Here is a 20,068-nt window from a genome sequence, read left to right as displayed (position 1 = left end):
GGCTTAGATCTTGCCGACCAGGTCCAGCGATGGAGCGAGAGTGGCTTCGCCTTCTTTCCACTTGGCCGGGCAGACTTCGCCTGGGTGGGCGGCAACGTACTGGGCAGCCTTGACCTTGCGCAGCAGCTCGGTGGCGTCACGGCCTACACCGCCGTCGTTCAGCTCGACAATCTTGATCTGACCTTCCGGGTTGATCACGAAGGTACCGCGATCGGCCAGGCCGGCTTCCTCGATCAGCACGTCGAAGTTGCGCGAGATGATGTGGGTCGGGTCACCGATCAGCGGGTACTGGATCTTGCCGATAGTGTCCGAGGTGTCGTGCCAGGCTTTGTGGGTGAAGTGGGTGTCGGTGGACACGCCGTAGATCTCGACGCCCAGCTTCTGGAACTCGGCGTAGTTGTCGGCGAGGTCACCCAGTTCGGTCGGGCAGACGAAGGTGAAGTCGGCTGGGTAGAAGAACACGACGGACCACTTGCCTTTCAGGTCGGCTTCGCTGACCTGGACGAATTCGCCCTTGTGGTAGGCAGTGGCGTTGAACGGTTTGACCTGGCTGTTGATGATTGGCATGAGAGACACTCCTTCATGGGGTTGGAATCAGTTGATGGAGTGAATCCTACCGACTGCTCCGGCCAAAGGCTCATTGGCAAAGCTCATGCTGGTGATTGGTTTTGGCTATAAGGCGGGATTATTAATAGAAGGGATTGGGCTGAGCAAACGTGTGGGAGCGGGTTTATCGGAGCACCGAACCGCCGCGAAGCAAGCGGCGCGGTGCCTGGCACCGGCTGTGCCGGTGTTCGCGGCTGAAGCCGCTCCCACAGCGACCGCGCTAGCTTTTTTAGCAGTTGAGCAAGACAGTTGCCCCCCACAGAGACCGCGATAAATCCGAACTAGCGGGTGACAGTACGCAGGGTGACGAACTCTTCGGCTGCAGTCGGGTGCACGCCGATGGTCTCGTCGAACTGCTGCTTGGTCGCGCCCGCCTTCAACGCGATACCCAGCCCCTGGATGATCTCACCGGCGTCCGGCCCGACCATGTGACAGCCCAGCACCTTGTCGGTGTCGGCATCGACCACCAGCTTCATCAGGGTCTTTTCCTGGATATCGGTGAGGGTCAGCTTCATCGCCCGGAAGCGGCTCTCGAAGATCTGCACCTTGTGCCCTGCCTCCAGCGCCTGTTCCTCGGTCAGGCCGACAGTACCGATCGGCGGCTGGCTGAATACCGCGGTGGGGATGTTCTGGTAGTCCACCTTGCGGTATTGCTCCGGCTTGAACAGGCGTCGGGCCACGGCCATGCCTTCGGCCAGGGCCACCGGGGTCAGTTGCACGCGGCCGATCACATCGCCGATGGCCAGGATCGACGGCTCGGTGGTCTGGTACTGCTCGTCAACGCGGATGAAACCACGCGGGTCCAGCTCCACACCGGTGTTCTCCAGCCCCAGGTTATCCAGCATCGGCCGGCGCCCGGTGGCATAGAACACACAGTCGGCGAGCAGCTCGCGACCGTCCTTGAGAGTGGCCTTGAGGCTGCCGTCGTCGAGCTTGTCGATACGCTGGATGTCGGCGTTGAACTGCAGGTCCAGGCCGCGTTTTTCCAGCTCTTCCTTCAGGTGCGTGCGCACCGAGCCGTCGAAGCCGCGCAGGAACAGGTCGCCACGGTACAGCAGCGTGGTATCGGCACCCAGGCCCTGGAAGATGCCAGCGAACTCGACGGCGATGTAGCCACCGCCCACCACCAGCACGCGGCGCGGCAGATCCTTGAGATAGAACGCCTCGTTGGAGGTGATGGCCAGGTCCTTGCCCGGGATGTCCGGCACCTGCGGCCAGCCGCCGGTGGCGATGAGGATATGCTCGGCGCTGTAGCGCTGGCCCTCGACTTCCACCTCATGGGCGCCGGTGATACGGGCGTGGCCGGTGAGCAGGGTCACACCGCTGTTGACCAGCAGGTTGCGATAGATGCCATTTAGGCGCTCGATCTCGCGGTTCTTGTTGGCGATCAGGGTGCCCCAGTCGAAGTGCCCTTCCTCCAGGGTCCAGCCGAAACCGGCGGCCTGCTCCAGTTCGTCGGCGATGTGAGCGCCGTACACCAGCAGCTTTTTCGGTACGCAACCGACGTTGACGCAGGTGCCGCCGAGGTAGCGGCTCTCGGCCACCGCCACCTTTGCGCCAAAGCCCGCAGCAAAACGCGCTGCGCGCACACCGCCGGAACCGGCGCCAATCACGAACAGATCAAAATCGTAAGCCATGTATTCAGTCTCCTGGGCAGGCGACCAGCATAGCGCCGTTGCCTGCCACAAACAAAAAAGCCACCCCGAGGGGTGGCTTCAAACCAGCCAGTGCTTATCAGTAAGCCTTGCCGGTCTTGTAGAAGTTCTCGAAGCAGAAGTTGGTCGCCTCGATGTAGCCTTCGGCGCCACCGCAGTCGAAACGCTTGCCCTTGAACTTGTAGGCGATCACGTTGCCTTCGGCGGCCTGCTTCATCAGCGCATCGGTAATCTGGATCTCGCCACCCTTGCCTGGCTCGGTCTGTTCGATCTTCTCGAAGATGTCCGGGGTCAGGATGTAGCGACCGATGATCGCCAAGTTGGACGGTGCGTCTTCGGGCTTCGGCTTCTCGACCATGGAATCCACACGGAAGATGCCGTCCTTGATCTCTTCACCGGCGATGACGCCGTACTTGTTGGTTTCCTGAGGATCGACTTCCTGGATGGCGACGATCGAGCAGCGGTACTTCTTGTAAAGCGCGACCATCTGCGCAAGCACGCCGTCACCTTCGAGGTTGACACACAGGTCGTCCGCCAGCACCACGGCGAACGGCTCATCGCCGATCAGCGGGCGGCCGGTCAGAATGGCATGGCCCAGGCCTTTCATCTCGGTCTGGCGGGTGTAGGCGAACGAGCACTCGTCCAGAAGGCGACGGATGCCGACCAGGTATTTTTCCTTGTCGGTGCCTTTGATCTGGTTTTCCAGCTCGTAGCTGATGTCGAAGTGGTCTTCCAGGGCACGCTTGCCACGGCCAGTGACGATGGAGATCTCGTTCAGGCCGGCGTCCAGTGCCTCTTCAACGCCATACTGGATCAGTGGCTTGTTGACCACCGGCAGCATTTCCTTGGGCATGGCTTTGGTAGCGGGCAGGAAGCGAGTGCCGTAACCGGCTGCCGGGAACAAGCATTTCTTGATCATATACGTCCTTAACAAGGGCTTTGCGTACGAAATTCGGCGCAGTCTAATCAGGCGGCGGTCACCTTACAATGCCCCCCGCGCTGGCCGATGCCATCATAGAGATATTCCAGTGTAGATAGTTCCGCCAGGGCGTGAATATTAAGCGCCTGACGGTGTCGACGCAGGGCATACCCGCTCCTTCGAGAATGCCCCGCGATGACGCCGAGTCAGCCGCCGATCCCCTGCCCGATCAGCACGCCATCGACCTTCTGCCCGTACAGGTTGACCCCGTCATTGGCATGGAACTTCAGTCGGGTCTTCTCGATCGAGCCCTCCACCAGGCGCGGGTCCTGCGGACGCTCATGGCGGTTGATCCAGGCGGCCACGTCCCAGGCCTGCTGGTCGCTCAGGCTGCCGGGCTTGCCGAGCGGCATGTTGTACTTGATGAACGAGGCGGCCGTGTTGATCCGGTGCATGCCCGCCCCCCAGTTGTAGGAGTCCTTGCCCCACAATGGTGGCATCACATACTCCCCGGCAACCTTCTGCCCTTCGCCATTGTCGCCGTGACAGATCGCACACTGCTGCTGGTAGACCTGCTGGCCGCGCTTGAAGTCATAGCCAGCGGCGGGCTTGGGTACTTCCGGGTACCCCCGCCCGGCAATCTCCACGCCGGTCGGTGCCTGGGTCGACAGCCAGTACGCATAGACGCTCAGGGCAGTCATCTGCGGGCTGTCGGCTGCCGGTGGCTTGCCGTTCATGCTGAAGGTAAAGCAACCCTGGATACGCTCGGCGAAGGTATTGACCTTGTCGTTTTTCTTGCGATAGGCCGGATACATCGGGTACGCGCCCCACAGCGGCGCCGAATGGGCCATGCGCCCCTGGTCAAGGTGGCAATTGCTGCAGTTCAAACCGTTTTTCACCGCCTCGGGCATCAGTCGCCGGGTGTCGACGAACAGCGCGTGGCCTTCGCGGACCATCTTGCCGAAGGCGTTGTCGGGAATCGCGCTTTCCGCCGGCGGCGCGAACTGTGGCGCGGCCTGCACGCCGGGGACCTTGAGCTGCGACTGGTCTTCCATGGCGATGGGCGCGGCCTGGGCACTGCCCATGGCCAGCAACAGCAGGGTTGGGATCATCGGCTTCATGGCTTGACCTCCGGACGGGACAGCTGGGCAAAGTAGTCGGCGACCTGCTTGATCTCGGCGTCGGTCATGGCCTTGGCCACGTTGACCATCAACTGGTTGGGGTCGTTGCTGCGGCTGCCGTCGCGCCAGGCGTTGAGCTGGGCCACCAGGTAGCCGGCCGGCTGCCCGGCCAGGGGCGGGAAGTGCTCGCCGATCCCGCTGCCACCCGGGCCATGGCATTGCACGCAACCGGGGATCTGGCGGTTCCAGTCGCCATATAGCGCCAGGCGGGTCACCGGGTCCGTGGCGATCTGCTGGCGGCGTGTGTCAGGCGCAGTATCGGCGGGCAGCTGGCTCAGGTAGGCGCTGACGGCCTGGATTTCCGCAGGCTCCATGGCCTTGGCCAAGGGTTCCATTACCGGCTGCTTGCGGCTGCCGTTGCGAAAATCTTCCAGTTGCTTGGCAAGATAGCCGGCGGGCAAGCCCGCCAGGCGAGGAAAACCGGCGGCGGCGACGCCTTTGCCATCCGGTCCATGGCAGCCCAGGCAAGCCATGGCGGCGGGGTTCTGCCCGCCCTGGTTGAAGATTTTCTGGCCGTCGGCGGCGTGCGCCGAGGGCCAGGCCAGGATCAGCAAGCTGCCGATCACGACGGGGCTCAAGGGTTTCATCACGGAGGCTCCATTTCCTTGTTATAAGCTTAGGCTTAAACGATATAAGCCCAGAAATACTAGGCTTATTCCCCGGCATGCGACAACGTGCCGCCGGGAAGGAAAGTGGCAATTCGCCAGTTAATCGCTTTTTAACTGAGCCAGATCAAGAACCGGAGATGCACTGGGTCGCCGAGGTGCGTACGTCGCCCAGGCGCAGTGGGAAGTTGTTCAAACGCTCGTACACCTTGATGGAACTGCCACCCCCGCGCTTGTCGATATCCAGCAAGGCCGCCGGGCCAGCGCCGGACGACAGCTTCTGCGGCACGATCAGGCGCAGCCCGTCGCCGCGCGCCTCTTCCTGCAGCGGGTCGCGGCTATCGGCCAGCTTGCGCTTCACGCAGTCGGCATATTCGCGGGGCGACTTGCCGGAAATCACATCCAGTGTCGCGTGGGACTGCTCGAGCTCCGACACGCTGACACAACCGCCCAAGGTCAGCGATACCGCTGCTACCACCCATTTCATTGCTGCTTTCTCCACCGTCAAAGTCATCCTGTGACCACATCCATGCCGATTTGCTCCCTGGTCTGGCAGAAATCTCCCTGGCACGGCCAGCCGGGCGCAAGTGTAACCGCACATCGTGATATCGTGCGCGTTTGCAGAACCAATCCTTGCGGAGCACCCCATGAAATTCGTACACCAGCGCGAGCACCTGAACGAGGACGACATCGTCGTCATCGAATGCTCCCAGCGCTGCAACATCCGCCTGATGAACGACGCCAACTTCCGCAGCTTCAAGAACGGCGGGCGCCACACCTACCACGGCGGGCACTTCGACAAGTTCCCGGCGAAGATCACCGTGCCCAGCACCGGATTCTGGAACATCACCATCGACACCGTGACCACACGCCCGATTTCGGTGACGCGCAAGCCGACCCTGACCCACAAGATCAAGATCATTCGTCGCTCGTCGTCGAAACTCGGATAACCACAGCATGACCCAGACCACCAAATACGTGATCAAGTACAAGCTCGACGGCCAGCGCCGCTGGGATTTCGCCCTGATGCCCGATGCCACCCTCGAGCAGGCACAGCTTGCCCTGCGCAAGATCCACGGCGACGACGCCGAGAAGATCAGCGATATCCAGGTCAGCAAGGCCTTGTAACCCCGCCCGACGCAGCGCACTCAAGGAGTCGCCCATGAGCACCTGGCAAGACCGCCGCATCCTCGACCTGCTGGGTATCGAGGAGCCCATTCTCCAGGCGCCCATGGCCGGCGCCAGCGGTTCGGCGATGGCCATCGCCGTCGGCAACGCCGGCGGCCTGGGCGCCCTGCCCTGCGCCATGCTCAACGGCGAACAGATTCGCAGTGAGATCGCAGCGTTTCGCGAGGCCTGCCAGGGCCCGCTCAACCTCAACTTCTTCTGCCATCAGCCGCCCTCTCCCGACCCGGTACGCGATGCGCGCTGGAAGCAGGCACTCAAGCCTTATTACGACGAAGTCGGCGCCGACTTCGACGCACCCACACCGGTGTCCAGTCGTGCGCCGTTCGATGAACAGGGCTGCCTGCTGGTCGAGCAACTGCGCCCAGAGGTGGTCAGTTTCCACTTCGGCCTGCCGCCTGCCGAACTGCTGCAACGGGTGAAAGCCAGCGGCGCCAAGGTCATGTCCAGTGCCACCACCGTGGAAGAAGCCATTTGGCTCGAGCAGCACGGCTGCGATGCGATCATCGCCATGGGCTACGAGGCCGGTGGCCATCGGGGCATGTTCCTGAGCGACGACCTTACCAGCCAGATCGGCACCTTCGCCCTGGTACCGCAAGTGGTCGACGCGGTGCGCCTCCCGGTGATCGCCGCCGGCGGCATCGCCGACCACCGGGGCCTGCGCGCCGCCCTGGCCCTGGGCGCCTCGGCGGTGCAGGTCGGCACCGCCTATCTGTTCTGCCCCGAGGCCAAGGTTTCCCCGGCCCACCGCCATGCCCTGGACACCGCGCCGGCGAGCGCGACGGCACTGACCAACCTGTTTACCGGCCGCCCGGCACGGGGCATCTACAACCGCATCATGCGCGAACTGGGGCCGATGAGCGCGCTGGCGCCACGGTTTCCACTGGCCGGTGGCGCGCTGATGCCGCTGCGGGCGATCAGCGACCCACAAGGCAACAGCGACTTCAGCAACCTATGGTCGGGCCAGGCACTGCGCCTGGGGCAACCGATGCCCGCAGGCGAGCTGACGCGGCTGATCGCCGGCCTGACAGCAAAAAGCTGACCCGCAGATCAGGAATTTATCACGCTACCCCTTCCCGACGGATGGCTGATCGCTATATATTTCACACCATAACGAAAACCGCCATCCTCTGGAGCCGTCCGCATGCGTATTCGCCTGTCCCACCTGGCCGTCAGCACCCTCGCCAGCCTTGTCTGCCTCAACAGTGCCTGGGCCGATGAAGTCCAGGTTGCCGTGGCCGCCAACTTTACAGCGCCCATCCAGGCCATCGCCAAGGACTTCGAAAAAGACACCGGCCACAAGCTGGTCGCCGCCTATGGCGCCACTGGCCAGTTCTACGCACAGATCAAGAACGGCGCCCCGTTCGAAGTGTTCCTCGCCGCCGACGACAGCACCCCAGCCAAGCTCGAGCAGGAAAAGGAAATCGTCGCTGGTTCGCGTTTCACCTACGCCATCGGCACCCTGGCCCTGTGGTCGGCCAAACCCGGTTACGTCGACGCCAAGGGCGAGGTACTGAAGAAGAACGACTTCAAGCACCTGTCCATCGCCAACCCCAAGGCCGCGCCCTACGGCCTGGCCGCCACCCAGGTGCTGGACAAGCTGAAACTGACCGAGGCCACCAAGGCCAAGATCGTCGAAGGCCAGAACATCACCCAGGCGTTCCAGTTCGTCTCCACCGGCAACGCCGAACTGGGCTTCGTCGCCCTGTCGCAGGTCTACAAGGACGGCAAGATCAGCGAAGGCTCGGCCTGGATCGTGCCTGCCGAACTGCATGACCCGATCCGCCAGGACGCGGTCATCCTGAACAAGGGCAAGGACAACCCGGCGGCCAAGGCCCTGGTGGACTACCTCAAAGGCCCGAAGGCCGCCGCGGTGATCAAGTCCTACGGCTATGAAATCTGATGCCACTGGACGCCAGTGACCTGGGGGCGATCTGGCTGACCATCAAGCTGGCCAGCCTGACCACCGCCATCCTGCTGGTGCTGGGCACGCCCATCGCCTGGTGGCTGGCACGCACCCGCTCCTGGCTGCGCGGGCCGATCGGCGCGGTGGTGGCCCTGCCCCTGGTGCTGCCGCCGACGGTGATCGGCTTCTACCTGCTGCTGGCCCTCGGCCCCCATGGTTGGATCGGCCAGGCCACCCAGGCCCTGGGCCTGGGCAGCGTGGTGTTCAGCTTCACCGGGCTGGTGATCGGCTCGGTGGTGTACTCGATGCCGTTCGTGGTGCAACCGCTGCAGAACGCCTTCGGCGCCATCGGCCAGCGTCCCCTGGAAGTGGCCGCCACCTTGCGCGCCAGCCCCTGGGACACCTTCGTGCATGTGGTACTGCCCCTGGCCCGCCCCGGTTTCATCACCGCCAGCATCCTCGGTTTCGCCCACACCGTGGGCGAATTCGGCGTGGTGCTAATGATCGGCGGCAATATCCCCGACAAGACCCGCGTGGTCTCGGTGCAGATCTTCGATCACGTCGAGGCCATGGAATACGCCCAGGCCCACTGGCTGGCCGGGGCGATGCTGGTGTTCTCCTTCCTGGTGTTGCTGATGCTCTACGCTGGCCGCCGTGGCAAGGCTGGCTGGAGTTGAAATGACTGCATCGATACAAGCGCGCCTGAAACTGGCGCGTGACGACTTCACCCTGGATGTCGACCTGCAACTACCAGGGCGCGGCATCAGCGCGCTGTTCGGCCACTCAGGCTCCGGCAAGACGTCGTGCCTGCGCTGCCTGGCCGGGCTGGAACGCGCCGCCAGCGCCTATATCGAGGTCAACGGCGAGGTTTGGGAGGACAGCGCCCGCGGTTTTTTCCTCGCCCCGCACAAACGCCCGGTGGGCTACGTGTTCCAGGAAGCCAGCCTGTTCCCACACCTGTCGGTGCGCGGCAACCTGGAGTTCGGCTGGCGCCGTATCGCCCCTGAAGCCCGCAAGATCAGCCAGGAGCAAGCCTGCCAGTTGCTTGGCATCGGCCATCTGCTGGCACGCAAGCCGGCCACGCTGTCCGGCGGCGAGGCGCAGCGGGTGGGTATCGCCCGCGCCCTGCTGAGCAGCCCGCGCCTGCTGTTGATGGACGAACCCCTGGCCGCGCTGGACAGCGCGCGCAAGCGCGAGATCCTGCCTTACCTGGAGCGCCTGCACGATGAGCTGGATATCCCGCTGATCTACGTCAGCCACGCCCAGGACGAAGTGGCGCGGCTGGCCGACCATCTGGTGCTGCTGGAACAGGGCCAGGCACTGGCCAGCGGGCCGATCGCCCAGACCCTCGCTCGCCTCGACCTGTCGCTGGCCCAGGGCGAGGACGCCGGGGTGGTGCTCGAGGGCGTGGTGGTCGGCCATGACCCGCACTACGGGCTGTTCGACCTGCGCCTGCCCGGCGGCGACGGCCAGCTGCTGCGCATCGCCCACCGCGACCTGCATGTCGGCAGCACCCTGCGGCTCAAGGTCCAGGCCCGCGACGTCAGCCTGGCGCTGGCGGCGGACGCGCCCTCGAGCATCCTCAACCGCCTGCCGGTACGGGTGCGTGAATGCCGCCCCGCGGACAACCCGGCGCATGTGCTGGTCAGCCTGGAGGCCAATGGCAGCGCCTTGCTGGCACGCATCACTCGCTATTCGGCGGACCAGCTCGGCGTGCAACCGGGCCAGCAGTTGTGGGCGCAGATCAAGTCGGTGGCACTGCTCGGCTGAGCAATATCGGGGCAGGCGCTGTCCATTGCAGCAGGACCGTTCGCTGGACCGCGACAATGCCCGACTGCCCGTTGCCCGCCGCGCTGCACTATGTCGATGACAGCCTACCTGGGCTTAGCCGCCGCCGTTGGCGTGACCGCTTCCACTACTACGACGCCGAGGGCCAGCGCGTGCACGACGAGGCGACGCTGGCACGTATCGCCGCCCTGGTGATCCCTCCGGCCTACACCGAGGTCTGGATCTGCGCCGACCCGCACGGTCACCTGCAGGCCACTGGCCGCGATGCCCGTGGACGCAAGCAGTACCGCTATCACGCGCAGTGGCGCGCATTGCGCGACCAGCACAAGTACGGGCGCATGCTGGCGTTCGCCGAAGCCCTGCCAAAATTGCGCAAGCAGCTGGATGAGCACCTTGCGCGTCCCGGCTTGGACCGTGAAAAAGTCATGGCACTGGTGATCAGCCTGCTCGACAGCACCCTGATCCGCATCGGCAACCGCCAGTACCTGCGTGACAACCGCTCCTATGGCCTGACCACCCTCGACAGCCGCCATGTGCAGGTCAAGGGCGCCACCCTGCGCTTCCAGTTCCGGGGCAAGCGCGGCGTCGAGCACAACGTCACCCTGCGTGACCGCCGCCTGGCCGGGTTGCTCAAGCGCTGCATGGAACTGCCGGGCCAGGCGCTGTTCCAGTACCTCGACGCACAAGGACAGCGCCACGGCATCGGTTCCAGCGACGTCAACCAGTTCCTGCAACAGCTGACCGGCGCCGAGTTCACCGCCAAGGACTACCGCACCTGGGCCGGCAGCAGCCTGGCACTCGCGCTGCTCAAGCCTGCGGCATGGCAACCGGATAGCGAGGCCCGACGTCAGCTGGCCGAGGCCGTGCGGCAAGTGGCGGTGCGCCTGGGCAACACCCCGGCCGTGTGCCGTCGCAGCTATATCCACCCGGCCGTGCTGGACCACTTCCTGTCGGGACGCCTGGCCGAGCTGCCAAAGGCTCGCCAGCGCCAGCGGTTGGAACGCGAAGAAGTGGCCCTGCTGAATTTCCTGCAGACGCTGGCGCCAACAGACGATCATTGAGCCTGACTATTTACCCCATCACGCAGAGAAATTTCCCATATGACGCCAAGCCCCCTATCCTTGCCAGCGAGCACCTTCGCCGACGGCCATCGCCGCATGTCGTTCGGCTCCTGCGACTAAAGACCGGCAACAGAATTTGTTCGCCGGGGAATTACTATCCGCCGAAAGCGTCTTTAATGAGAAGGAAGAGGGACAAGCTCCCACCGCTGGGCAAAAAAGCCCCACGGGTTTCTACACCACCAAGGAGAACTACATGCTGATACTCACCCGCAAGGTTGGCGAAAGCATCGTCATCAATGACGACATCAAGGTCACCATTCTGGGCGTCAAGGGGATGCAAGTGAGGATCGGTATCGATGCACCGAAGGATGTCCAGGTGCACCGCGAAGAGATCTTCAAGCGCATTCAGGCCGGTAGCCCCGCGCCAGAGAAGAATGACGAGCACCACTGAAACCAAGCGCATCATGCCGCACGGATGCGTCTGATCCCTTGCCCGCCCACGCGGGGTGCCGTTTCGAGCCTCAGCGCTCCAGAAGTTCACGTACCGTGGCGATCATCCGATCCATGTCGAACGGTTTGTCGAACACCGCTGCGAACGCGTCTGGGCTCACTAGCCCCTGGCTGGCCTGGGCGCCGCTCATGAGAATGACCGGCAAGTCCGGCAGCAGCAGTTCGTCGCGGATCGCGCGCAACAGCTCTTCGCCATTTTTGACTGGCATCATAAAGTCGGTGATCACCAGGTCTACGCGTTTTTCCTTCAACGCCTCCAGGGCCTTGAGCCCGTTGCTGGCCTTTTCCACCAGATAGCCAGCATCCTCCAAGGCGAAACCGAGGATGTCAGCAATCAGGTACTCGTCATCGACGATCAGGATGGTATTCATCCCATCAGCGATCTCCCGACGTAGTCGCCGATCCGCTGAGCACCCCACTGGCACCGTCGAACGCTCGCTGCAAGCTGATGCCCCGTGGCCCCAGGCTCAGTGCCTGCAAGGCCGGATCGTGGTCGCTGTCGCGCACCTTGACGATCGACAGCGCGCGATGCAACTGCGCATCAAGTTCAGCGAAGCGCATCAGCACCAGGTTGTCGACGATGCTGGAAAGGTCCGGCGCCGGCGCAGTGATTTCCGCTCCAAAGATATCGCGCATCTCCCAGGTCAGCAGTACCGTCACACCGCGCGCGCGCAGCTCGCCGGTCAAAGCGCGGAAGAAAGCGTTCAGCCGAGTCGGCTCCAGCGCCAGGCGGCCGAAAGCGCCCAGGCTGTCGATCACCACGCGCCTGGCACCCAGGCTGCTCACCTGCTCCAGCAACCGTGCACCAACCTGGTCGAGCAGACCCTCGGTGGTCGGCTGCCAGCTCAGTTGCACCGCGCCGCTGCCTTCCAGCCCAGCCAGGTCATAGCCCAGGGCCAAGGCCTTCAAGCGCAAGCGCGTAGGTGTTTCGTAGAATCCAAAATGCAGCCCCGGCGCCGCCTGGCTGGAGGCCGCGAGAAAGGCGATACCCAGTGCCGTCTTGCCCACTCCGGAAGGCCCCATCAGCAGGGTCACCGAGGCCTCGGCCAAGCCACCGCCGAGCATGGCATCCAGGTCGGGCACCCCGGTGGCGACCCGACTCAAGGTCTGCGAGCCCGACTGGCTTGGGCGGCTGTAGAGCGTCTCCAGGCGTGGATAGACCTGCCACCCGTCCTCGTCGATCAGGCACTCGTGAAACCCCGAAAGCGCCCCGCTGCCCCGCGTCTTGCGCAACAGCACATGGCGCACCGCCGTGCTACCGACCCGACGCTCACTCAACTCGATCACCCCGTCGACCATGGTGTGCTCCGGGCTGTCCTCCTCCAGCCGCGCGCTGGTCAGTAGCAGTACCGTGCAACCGGCAAAGGCGGCATGACCTTGCAGCTCGGACACGAACTTCTTGGTGTCGAGGCTGGTTTGTGCCCGAGACCGCGCATTGAGTAGGCCGTCGACCACCAGCAACGTCGCCTGCTGCCGGCCAATTTCCTGGCGCAACAGACGCACCACGGCATCGAGCCCCTCCTGTTCGAGTGTGTCGAAGGCACTGACGAACTGAATGCTGTCGCCGACCAACTCCGGGTCGAAGAAGCTCAGCGTCGACAGATACTGGAACAGACGCTCGTGGGACTCGCTGAGCAGCGTCGCCACCAGCACCCGTCCTCCTTCGCGCACATGGTGGCAGGCCACTTGGTTGGCCAGGATGGTCTTGCCCGCGCCCGGGTGGCCCTGGACGATATACGAGGCGCCGGCGATCAGGCCGCCCTTGAGCAGCGCATCGAGCCCGTCGACCCCGGTGGGCAGGCGCTTGAGTGATTCCACCATGGCTGTCTATCCATCCGTCGTTGGGGTGGCGGGATACGCCGGCAAGTAGAGGCTCATGCAAGTGCCGACACCTGGCTGACTGCTGACGCAGATCGCACCCAGGCTCTGCCGCGCAAACCCATAGGCTTGGCTGAGACCGAGCCCGGTGCCTTTGCCGAACGGTTTGGTGGTGAAGAAGGGTTCGAAAATCCGCGGCAGCAACTGTGGGTCTATGCCCTGGCCATCATCATGTACATCGAAACGCACGAAACGTCCATGCAGGCCTTCCACGTCCCCGGCCAACTGCACGCACTCAACCGCCAGGACGATCCGCCCTGCGCCCACTATCGCATCGCGGGCGTTGAACATCAGGTTGAGCAGCACCATCTGCAGCTGCCCGGCATCCACCTCGATCATCGGCAAGTCCTTCGCGACCTGCTGCTGCAGCTCGATGTCCCGGGGCAAGGCATGTTCGAGCAGGCCGCAGGTGGCTTCGATCACCTTGCCCGGCGCCAGGCTGGCAACGTTCAACTGACGGTGACGGGCGAAACTGAGCAGTTGCTGGGTCAATTGCGTACCACGCTGGCCTGCGTCGAGCACGTGTTCGAGCAGACGCTGGATACGCGCCGGGTCCTGGCTGTTGAGCGCCAGCCGCGCGGAGCTGAGGATGATCGTCAGAAGGTTGTTGAAGTCATGGGCCAGACCGCCAGTCAGTTGCCCCAGGGCCTCGAGTTTCTGAGCCTGGAACAGCTGCGCGCGCATGGCATCGAGCTGCAGCGCGGACTCGCGGCGGTCGGTGATATCGCGGGTGACCTTGGCCAGGCCAATGACCTGGCCTTGGCTGTCGCGGATGACATCGAGGGCCGCCAGGGCCCAGAACTGCGTGCCGTCCTTGCGCACCCGCCAACCTTCATCCTGGGCGCAGCCCTGCTCGAGCGCCTGGTGCAACAAGCGTTGCGGACGGCCCTCGGCGCAATCCTGGGCGGTGAAGAACAGCGAAAAATGCCGCCCGATCACCTCATCGGCGCGATACCCCTTGATGCGTTCGGCGCCAGCATTCCACGACACCACATGACCATCTGGGTCAAGCATATAAATGGCATAGTCGACCACCGCTTGAACCAGCTGTTCATAGCGAGCCTCGGACATCGTCGACGTGGAAGTACGGCCAGATGAATCCATGCGAGCTCCGCAAGCACCGCGAAAGGACATATAGAGCGTAGTCAAAAGAGCCGGGCCTGATGCGACGGATCGTCAGTTGTCGCGCTCCACCAGCGACGGTACCAGGCGGCGCGGCATCGCCACCTTGAGCAACCACAAGCCCACCAGGACGATCGCCCCGCCACCGCCCAGGGCCATGAAGCGCTGCGGTTCTGGGTGAAGCTGATCGAAGCCGAGCATCAGCAGGTAACCGCCCAGGCTCATGAAGCCGGCATAAAGGAATGCCCCCACCAGGCAGACCAGAATGAACAGCAGCCGCCAGAACAACTTGGGTCGCACGATACGCCCGGTTGAGGTGGGGTCGGTAGAAGTCCCTGACATGGTGATAGGCTCAATTGGATCCAATGGCGCCCACAGTGGCGTAATGGCAGTAGCGTGTCAATTGGCCTATAGTGGCCCCCGCCTCTTGGACCCAAGGACGCGAGATGACTTTCAACCTTCGCATGCAAGGCTTGCAGGACGACCTGTTGCGCACCGCCAACGAGCTGGACGACCTGTGCCAGGCCCTGGACGGGCATGCCCAGTACCTTCGTCATTCGGTGCACCAGGCCGATGCCAAGACCATGCAGGAGCATGCCGAAGGCTTGCGGCATTCGGCCGGCGACATGCGCGAGATCGCCGACGCCATCGAGCCCTGAACTCGGCGCCCGGTTGACGCTTCTATAACAATGGGTTATAAAGCGGCCTTGATTTGCAGGCCCTTCTGCCCATGAAGCGCAGCGGTCAAACGTGCGAGTGTGGTGGAATTGGTATACACAGCAGACTTAAAATCTGTCGGCGTGAGCCTTGCGGGTTCGAGTCCCGCCACTCGCACCATCTTCTGTCGATGAAGGCGCCCTAGCGGCGCCTTCTTCGCGTCTGGCGGCAATCCGCCATGCAGCTGCTAGAGTGGACAGTGTCCCTGTCCACCGGAGCGCCACCATGCGCTATACCCTGCTCGAAGGCCAACGCGACCTTATCCTGCTGCTCGCCCGCATCCTGCTGATGATCCTGTTCGTGCTCTCTGGCTGGGGCAAGCTGACCGGCTTCGAAGGCACGGTCGGCTACATGACCTCCCTCGGCGCGCCGGCACCGACACTGGCGGCGGCCGTGGCGGTGATCATGGAATTCGCGGTCGGCATCCTGCTGATTCTCGGCTTCTATACGCGTCCATTGGCCCTGCTGTTCGCCCTGTTCGTCCTCGGCACCGCGTTGCTCGGCCACCCGTTCTGGAACATGGTCGAGCCCGAACGCAGCGCCAACATGACCCAGTTCCTGAAAAACCTGAGTATTGTCGGCGGGTTGCTGGCACTGGCGGTCTCAGGTGCCGGACGCATCTCCCTCGACCGTCGCTGACAGCCCTTGCGGCGCGACGGCCTGCGGCATCAGTCGTCGCAGTCGTCGTGCCAGGCTGGGTGGTCATCGTCATCGAAATCGTCCGCCAGCGACTCATCCTCCTCGACGTCATCCAGCGCGCCATGGGCATCCGCCTCAGGGTCGAAGTGGTCGTGGAATTCATGATCGAGCAGGTGGTCATGCTCAGGTTCGGGCAGATCGTCTTCGTCGCGCATTGCTGACTCCAGTAACAACAGCCCGCCTATATAGGCCGATCGGCAAGGCCGGTCAATCTTTCCCACGATTAACCCTGACTTAACCGACAAGGCGCAAGTTGGCGGCTCTCCCTTCAAAAACGTGCTTGCCCGCCTTTACGGCGGGCTTTTTTATGCGCCGTAAGTCAAGCATGGGGCTGGCGCCGCCATCTTTGAACCAAGTCATCCTGGCGCAACAGAGGCGCCACCCCCATGCAAAAGCGTGCAAAACAATAAGGCAATATGCCACTACTTGCGGTAGGATGCCGCCCCTCGCGCCGGAACGCGAGACAAGTCATTGAAAAACCAAGGAAACTGCAATGCCCACTGCCCGTCATCTGATTGCCGCTGCCCTCATCGCCCTGACCACCGGGTGCGCCAGCGGCCTGAATTCAGTGCAGGAACAAGAGTTGGGCTACTACCGCGCGCAGAATCTCGATGTGCGTGAAAAGAGCCCTGGCGGCGCTGCCGCGCTGGGCTTGCTGCCAGGCGGCGGTTCGTTCTATGGCCGAGCCTACGGCTATGGCATCGCCAACCTGCTGCTGTGGCCCCTGTCGATCCTCTGGGACCCGATCAGCGGCTACAACGCCGCCGAGTCGATCAACTACCAGGCCACCCGCGCCCACGTGTCACGCTTGAAGAAAAGCCAGATGGACGCGCTCGACAACCAGCTCATCTCGGAAGAGATCGACGCCAGGCAGTACGCCATGCAGAAACGCAAGATCGATGAAAAATTCAGTAACGGTTACTGAAGCACAACAGGCATGGCCTTCACGAAATTCTGACATTCGTCGAGGCAGACTGACCTGGCTTCGATACGTTCTGTTCAACCCGCCTCTTTGGCGGGTTTTCTTTTTTTGCCGCATGCTTTTCAAATCGACTGATCGTTGACAAGTTTTTCACTTGGACCGTGGCATGCTCAAGCCTCATCCGTGAAACACTTGGCCCGCCTCCCCCAGCGGGCCTTTTCTTGCCTGCAGTGCAAACCTGCGCAGCGTCAATCGAATGCGCCGTCGAAGATGCCGAGCACATTCCCCGATCGATCGAAAAGCCGCCCTGTCGCGCCCTTGTGACCGAGCCGCGCTTGCCGTCCTCCTGGCCTTTGCCATACCCCTTTTGTAGCCGTAGCCTGGCCGATGTACTGCTATGCTCAACCGCGCACACGGATAGGCAAGGAGAAGGTCATGAGCTTCGACTGGCACGCAGGTCCGATCACCCGCGCCACGCCACTGGACCGGCACTACCGCAACACACAGAAAGTCAGGCAGTTCCTCGTCGAGGAATGTGGCGAGGCGTTCAAGTTCGACCGCGCCTTCATGGCCTGGATCAAAAGCGGTACGTCAGCCACCATGGGGGATGTCGCCGATCAATGGCTGCGTACGCGCAAGTCCTGATCCCGTCGATCAAACCAGGCGTTTCTGGTAGTAGAAGCGCGTATGTCCCGGGGGGAAATCTTCAAGATTGGCAAAACGGCTGAAGCCGTTTCGCTCATAAAATGCGGGCGCCTGGAAATCGAAGGTATCCAGCCAGATGCCGATGCAGCCCTTTTCTCGAGCGACCTCTTCGGCCATGCCGATCAGGCGCGTGCCTATGCCTTGCCCCCTGCTCTGCTCGGGTATCGCAAGCAGCTCGATGTACAGCCAGCGGTAGAACACCTCCGCCCAGAGCCCGCCGAGAACCTCCTGGGTATGCTCATCACGCACCAGCAAGGCGATGGTCTCGATCTTTGGATCGCCCGCCTTGGCGCGGTTGTGGGCTCTCAAGGGTTTGACGATGGCCGAACGCTCCTCGTCTCCTGGGCTGGCCACCATTTCGATACGCATGCTCATCGCTAGTCCTTGTGGATGTTCACATTGATCGGGTTGGGCTCAACTGCAATTGGATGCTCGTCGAGGTGTATGGGCTTACTCCTTGAGAAATGGGAGCAAGCCTATGGCTTGAAGGATGTCGATTTACCGACGCTTGATCAGTCCGACAGATCCTGTCCCAGGAAGTGGTGTAACTGAACCAGCCGAATGCGCCCTGCGGGCGAAAGAGGATGGTCATCGTGGTTCTTGGCTAACGTTGAGTTTGCGGACTTAACCTTCACCAGAGAAACCACGATGACCAAGCCCACTATCGCATTGACCGAGTTGGTTGAGAAAGGGGCAGACGCTGATCTGCTCAAGCAAATGATCCAGTTCGTTGCCCAGCGCATGATGGAGTTCGATGTCGAAAGCCTGTGCGGTGCCGGCTTCGATGTCAAAAGCCCAGACCGGACAAACAGCCGCAATGGCTATCGGGATCGCCTCTGGCAGACCCGCGCCGGCGACGTTGACCTGAAGATCCCAAAGCTGCGCCAAGGCAGCTACTTTCCTGGTTTTCTTGAACCGCGACGCACCGCCGAAAAGGCCATGGCGGCGGTGATTCAGGAAGCCTACATCCAAGGCGTTTCAACGCGTTCGGTGGACGAGCTGGTAAAGGCCATGGGTATGTCCGGCATCTCGAAAAGCCAGGTTTCGCGGCTGGCCGGCGAGATTGATGAGCGTGTTCATGCGTTCCTTGATCGCCCCATTGAGGGTGACTGGCCCTACCTCTGGATCGACGCCACCTACGTCAAGGTCAGGGAAGCAGGTCGTATCGTGTCGGCCGCCGTCATAATCGCCGTGGCGGTGAACACCAACGGTGGGCGCGAGATTTTGGGTATGCGAGTTGGCCCTTCGGAAGCCGAACCGTTCTGGACGGACTTCCTGCGAAGCCTGACGCGGCGCGGGCTGCGAGGCGTAAAGCTGGTGATTTCCGACGCTCATGAAGGGCTAAAGGCAGCTGTATCCAAGGTCTTTCACGCGACGTGGCAACGCTGCCGCGTTCATTTCATGCGCAACGCCATGGCCCATGTTGGCAAGGGCCAACGCACGATCGTGGCGGCCTTTCTACGCACCGTATTTGCCCAGGACAGCCGAGAGGAATGCCACAAGCAATGGCGGCAGGTCGCTGATCAGTTACGAGAAAAGTACCCGAAGATCGCGGCGCTCATGGACAACTGCGAAAATGACGTGCTGGCGCACATGGCGTTTCCCAAGCCGCACCGGCAGCAGCTTCACAGCACCAATCCGCTGGAACGGTTGAACGCGGAGATCAAGCGACGCACCGAAGTCGTGGGTATATTCCCGAACGACCCGGCGATCACCCGGCTGGTTGGGGCGATGCTACTGGAGCAGAACGACGAATGGTGCCTGCAACGGCGCTACATGCAGTTGGAGGCCTTCGAGGCGGTCAGCGATAATCCGCAGGCCAAGTTGTCGGCCGTGATCAACTAAACGGCAAACTCAGTGGCCAAGCTCATGATGAGTTACACCACTTCCTGGGACACGATCGTCCGACACGCAGTGGTTACCGCGCCATGACCAACTCATGATGACATCGTTGGCGAGTTCGAATGTAGTGGTACAAGAAAGGGCTACGTTCATAGCGGGGGTACCTCCGTACGAATTGGTGTATGCCGTATTCCCCACCACAGTGGTTTGATATGTCGGAGAAGTCCCGGGCAAGTACATGTTTCCACCGCTCGAATAGACCAAGAAGCGATGACCACCAGCATCATATGCCTGCTGTGGTGGTCCCCACTTTTGAACTAGCTCCAACTCGGTTGAGCCAACCCAGCTTTGTAGCACTTTCTCGTACTTCCCTGTTGTAGCGCAGCCAGTCAAGACCAGCGGTAGGATTCCCAGCGCAATCCATTTCATGGCGATCCCTTCTTATATGGTGGCAGATTGTGCATTCAATCCAAACCGCGCTGCGGAAAGCAAGCCTCAGCGGCGGCAAAGCCACGAACACCTTGCTGGGCGGCCTTGATACCGTAATCGGCCTGGGCCGGCTCAACTGCTCGGCCTGGCCAAGGACTACTCGCCCCTGCTTGGCGAATCCAGAGGAGGCCCACAACACGCCGACGTTGGCGCCGATCAAGTGGGCGTGATCCGGATTGTGGATGCTGCCGGTATCGGCAAGGATCTCGCTCTGTATCCAACCCCACACACCGATGGCCGGGCGCAGCGAGAGCTACAGGGATTCGAGTAGATCGGCT

25 protein-coding genes, 1 tRNA gene and 1 pseudogene are annotated in these 20,068 nt (G+C 62.5%); 14 read left to right on the top strand and 13 right to left on the bottom strand.

The window, feature by feature from the left end:
- Positions 1-3: 3 nt before the first annotated feature.
- The 6 genes from ahpC to HU772_RS10520 all read right to left on the bottom strand — a co-directional run bounded on the left by ahpC (position 4) and on the right by HU772_RS10520 (position 5,453).
- Positions 4-567 (bottom strand): alkyl hydroperoxide reductase subunit C, encoded by a 564-nt coding sequence (ahpC, locus tag HU772_RS10545; RefSeq protein ID WP_133330622.1) that lies wholly within the window; start codon positions 565-567, stop codon positions 4-6.
- 320 nt (positions 568-887) lie between these two features.
- Positions 888-2,243: a glutathione-disulfide reductase gene (gene gorA, locus HU772_RS10540; RefSeq protein ID WP_186661636.1), complete on the bottom strand. Its 1,356-nt coding sequence runs from the start codon at positions 2,241-2,243 to the stop codon at positions 888-890.
- A gap of 97 nt (positions 2,244-2,340) precedes the next feature.
- Positions 2,341-3,180 carry a UTP--glucose-1-phosphate uridylyltransferase GalU gene (galU, locus tag HU772_RS10535; RefSeq protein WP_046855135.1) on the bottom strand — a complete coding sequence of 280 codons (840 nt, stop codon included), beginning with the start codon at positions 3,178-3,180 and terminating at the stop codon, positions 2,341-2,343.
- Positions 3,181-3,386: 206 nt separating this feature from the next.
- Positions 3,387-4,301: a c-type cytochrome gene (locus HU772_RS10530; protein ID WP_186661635.1), complete on the bottom strand. Its 915-nt coding sequence runs from the start codon at positions 4,299-4,301 to the stop codon at positions 3,387-3,389.
- On the bottom strand, positions 4,298-4,948 hold the full coding sequence (locus tag HU772_RS10525) for a c-type cytochrome (RefSeq protein WP_186661634.1): 651 nt from the start codon (positions 4,946-4,948) through the stop codon (positions 4,298-4,300). Before HU772_RS10525 ends, HU772_RS10530 begins: the two co-directional genes overlap by 4 nt.
- Before the next feature lie 145 nt (positions 4,949-5,093).
- On the bottom strand, positions 5,094-5,453 hold the full coding sequence (locus HU772_RS10520) for a hypothetical protein (RefSeq protein ID WP_186661633.1): 360 nt from the start codon (positions 5,451-5,453) through the stop codon (positions 5,094-5,096).
- Between the two features lie 160 nt (positions 5,454-5,613).
- Here HU772_RS10520 and HU772_RS10515 point away from each other — a divergent pair, with 160 nt between their 5' ends.
- From HU772_RS10515 to csrA, 8 genes are all read left to right on the top strand, one after another.
- On the top strand, positions 5,614-5,916 hold the full coding sequence (locus HU772_RS10515; RefSeq protein WP_134693685.1) for a DUF1883 domain-containing protein: 303 nt from the start codon (positions 5,614-5,616) through the stop codon (positions 5,914-5,916).
- 7 nt (positions 5,917-5,923) lie between these two features.
- Positions 5,924-6,094, top strand: a complete 171-nt coding sequence (locus HU772_RS10510) for a hypothetical protein (RefSeq protein WP_186661632.1) — start codon at positions 5,924-5,926, stop codon at positions 6,092-6,094.
- A 34-nt stretch (positions 6,095-6,128) separates the two neighbouring features.
- A complete protein-coding gene (locus HU772_RS10505; protein WP_186661631.1) occupies positions 6,129-7,193 on the top strand; it encodes an NAD(P)H-dependent flavin oxidoreductase in 1,065 nt (354 codons plus the stop codon).
- 102 nt (positions 7,194-7,295) lie between these two features.
- Positions 7,296-8,054, top strand: a complete 759-nt coding sequence (gene modA, locus HU772_RS10500; RefSeq protein ID WP_186661629.1) for a molybdate ABC transporter substrate-binding protein — start codon at positions 7,296-7,298, stop codon at positions 8,052-8,054.
- Positions 8,054-8,734: a molybdate ABC transporter permease subunit gene (gene modB, locus HU772_RS10495; RefSeq protein ID WP_186661628.1), complete on the top strand. Its 681-nt coding sequence runs from the start codon at positions 8,054-8,056 to the stop codon at positions 8,732-8,734. Before modA ends, modB begins: the two co-directional genes overlap by 1 nt.
- A gap of 1 nt (position 8,735) precedes the next feature.
- Positions 8,736-9,827, top strand: coding sequence for a molybdenum ABC transporter ATP-binding protein (modC, locus tag HU772_RS10490; protein ID WP_186661626.1), 1,092 nt, complete (start codon positions 8,736-8,738; stop codon positions 9,825-9,827).
- A 56-nt stretch (positions 9,828-9,883) separates the two neighbouring features.
- Positions 9,884-10,906 (top strand): DNA topoisomerase IB, encoded by a 1,023-nt coding sequence (locus tag HU772_RS10485; protein ID WP_186661624.1) that lies wholly within the window; start codon positions 9,884-9,886, stop codon positions 10,904-10,906.
- Positions 10,907-11,159: 253 nt separating this feature from the next.
- On the top strand, positions 11,160-11,357 hold the full coding sequence (csrA, locus tag HU772_RS10480; RefSeq protein ID WP_186661622.1) for a carbon storage regulator CsrA: 198 nt from the start codon (positions 11,160-11,162) through the stop codon (positions 11,355-11,357).
- Between the two features lie 70 nt (positions 11,358-11,427).
- On the opposite strand, the gene HU772_RS10475 is transcribed toward csrA, so the two are convergent.
- The 4 genes from HU772_RS10475 to HU772_RS10460 all read right to left on the bottom strand — a co-directional run bounded on the left by HU772_RS10475 (position 11,428) and on the right by HU772_RS10460 (position 14,758).
- Positions 11,428-11,787 (bottom strand): response regulator, encoded by a 360-nt coding sequence (locus HU772_RS10475; protein ID WP_186661620.1) that lies wholly within the window; start codon positions 11,785-11,787, stop codon positions 11,428-11,430.
- A gap of 4 nt (positions 11,788-11,791) precedes the next feature.
- Positions 11,792-13,237, bottom strand: a complete 1,446-nt coding sequence (locus HU772_RS10470; RefSeq protein ID WP_186661618.1) for an ATPase domain-containing protein — start codon at positions 13,235-13,237, stop codon at positions 11,792-11,794.
- 6 nt (positions 13,238-13,243) lie between these two features.
- Complete coding sequence (locus HU772_RS10465) at positions 13,244-14,365, bottom strand: two-component system sensor histidine kinase NtrB (RefSeq protein WP_186661690.1); 1,122 nt, start codon at positions 14,363-14,365, stop codon at positions 13,244-13,246.
- A 105-nt stretch (positions 14,366-14,470) separates the two neighbouring features.
- Complete coding sequence (locus HU772_RS10460) at positions 14,471-14,758, bottom strand: hypothetical protein (protein ID WP_186661616.1); 288 nt, start codon at positions 14,756-14,758, stop codon at positions 14,471-14,473.
- 104 nt (positions 14,759-14,862) lie between these two features.
- Between HU772_RS10460 and HU772_RS10455 the strand changes: the two genes are divergently transcribed.
- The 3 genes from HU772_RS10455 to HU772_RS10445 all read left to right on the top strand — a co-directional run bounded on the left by HU772_RS10455 (position 14,863) and on the right by HU772_RS10445 (position 15,772).
- Positions 14,863-15,075, top strand: a complete 213-nt coding sequence (locus HU772_RS10455) for a hypothetical protein (RefSeq protein WP_186661615.1) — start codon at positions 14,863-14,865, stop codon at positions 15,073-15,075.
- Positions 15,076-15,168: 93 nt separating this feature from the next.
- A tRNA-Leu gene (locus HU772_RS10450) sits at positions 15,169-15,253 on the top strand.
- 105 nt (positions 15,254-15,358) lie between these two features.
- Positions 15,359-15,772 (top strand): DoxX family protein, encoded by a 414-nt coding sequence (locus HU772_RS10445; protein ID WP_186661613.1) that lies wholly within the window; start codon positions 15,359-15,361, stop codon positions 15,770-15,772.
- Positions 15,773-15,801: 29 nt separating this feature from the next.
- Here HU772_RS10445 and HU772_RS10440 read toward each other — a convergent pair whose 3' ends face one another.
- On the bottom strand, positions 15,802-15,987 hold the full coding sequence (locus HU772_RS10440; RefSeq protein WP_186661611.1) for a hypothetical protein: 186 nt from the start codon (positions 15,985-15,987) through the stop codon (positions 15,802-15,804).
- Positions 15,988-16,325: 338 nt separating this feature from the next.
- Here HU772_RS10440 and HU772_RS10435 point away from each other — a divergent pair, with 338 nt between their 5' ends.
- Both HU772_RS10435 and HU772_RS10430 read left to right on the top strand, forming a co-directional pair.
- Entirely contained in the window at positions 16,326-16,757 is a 432-nt protein-coding gene (locus tag HU772_RS10435) for a hypothetical protein (protein ID WP_186661609.1), read from the top strand.
- A gap of 432 nt (positions 16,758-17,189) precedes the next feature.
- Complete coding sequence (locus tag HU772_RS10430; RefSeq protein WP_186661608.1) at positions 17,190-17,399, top strand: DUF6434 domain-containing protein; 210 nt, start codon at positions 17,190-17,192, stop codon at positions 17,397-17,399.
- A 9-nt stretch (positions 17,400-17,408) separates the two neighbouring features.
- On the opposite strand, the gene HU772_RS10425 is transcribed toward HU772_RS10430, so the two are convergent.
- On the bottom strand, positions 17,409-17,834 hold the full coding sequence (locus HU772_RS10425; protein ID WP_186661607.1) for a GNAT family N-acetyltransferase: 426 nt from the start codon (positions 17,832-17,834) through the stop codon (positions 17,409-17,411).
- Between the two features lie 273 nt (positions 17,835-18,107).
- On the opposite strand from HU772_RS10425, the gene HU772_RS10420 reads away from it, so the two are divergent.
- A complete protein-coding gene (locus tag HU772_RS10420; protein ID WP_186662826.1) occupies positions 18,108-19,304 on the top strand; it encodes an IS256 family transposase in 1,197 nt (398 codons plus the stop codon).
- A gap of 559 nt (positions 19,305-19,863) precedes the next feature.
- On the opposite strand, the pseudogene HU772_RS24960 reads toward HU772_RS10420, so the two are convergent.
- Positions 19,864-20,037, bottom strand: a pseudogene (locus HU772_RS24960) (putative metallopeptidase); the annotation flags it as partial.
- Positions 20,038-20,068 lie beyond the last annotated feature (31 nt).

Source organism: Pseudomonas xantholysinigenes, from assembly GCF_014268885.2.
Classification (GTDB): domain Bacteria; phylum Pseudomonadota; class Gammaproteobacteria; order Pseudomonadales; family Pseudomonadaceae; genus Aquipseudomonas; species Aquipseudomonas xantholysinigenes.
Note: the sequence above shows the minus strand (reverse complement) of the source record. Positions and strands in the feature narration are given on the sequence as shown.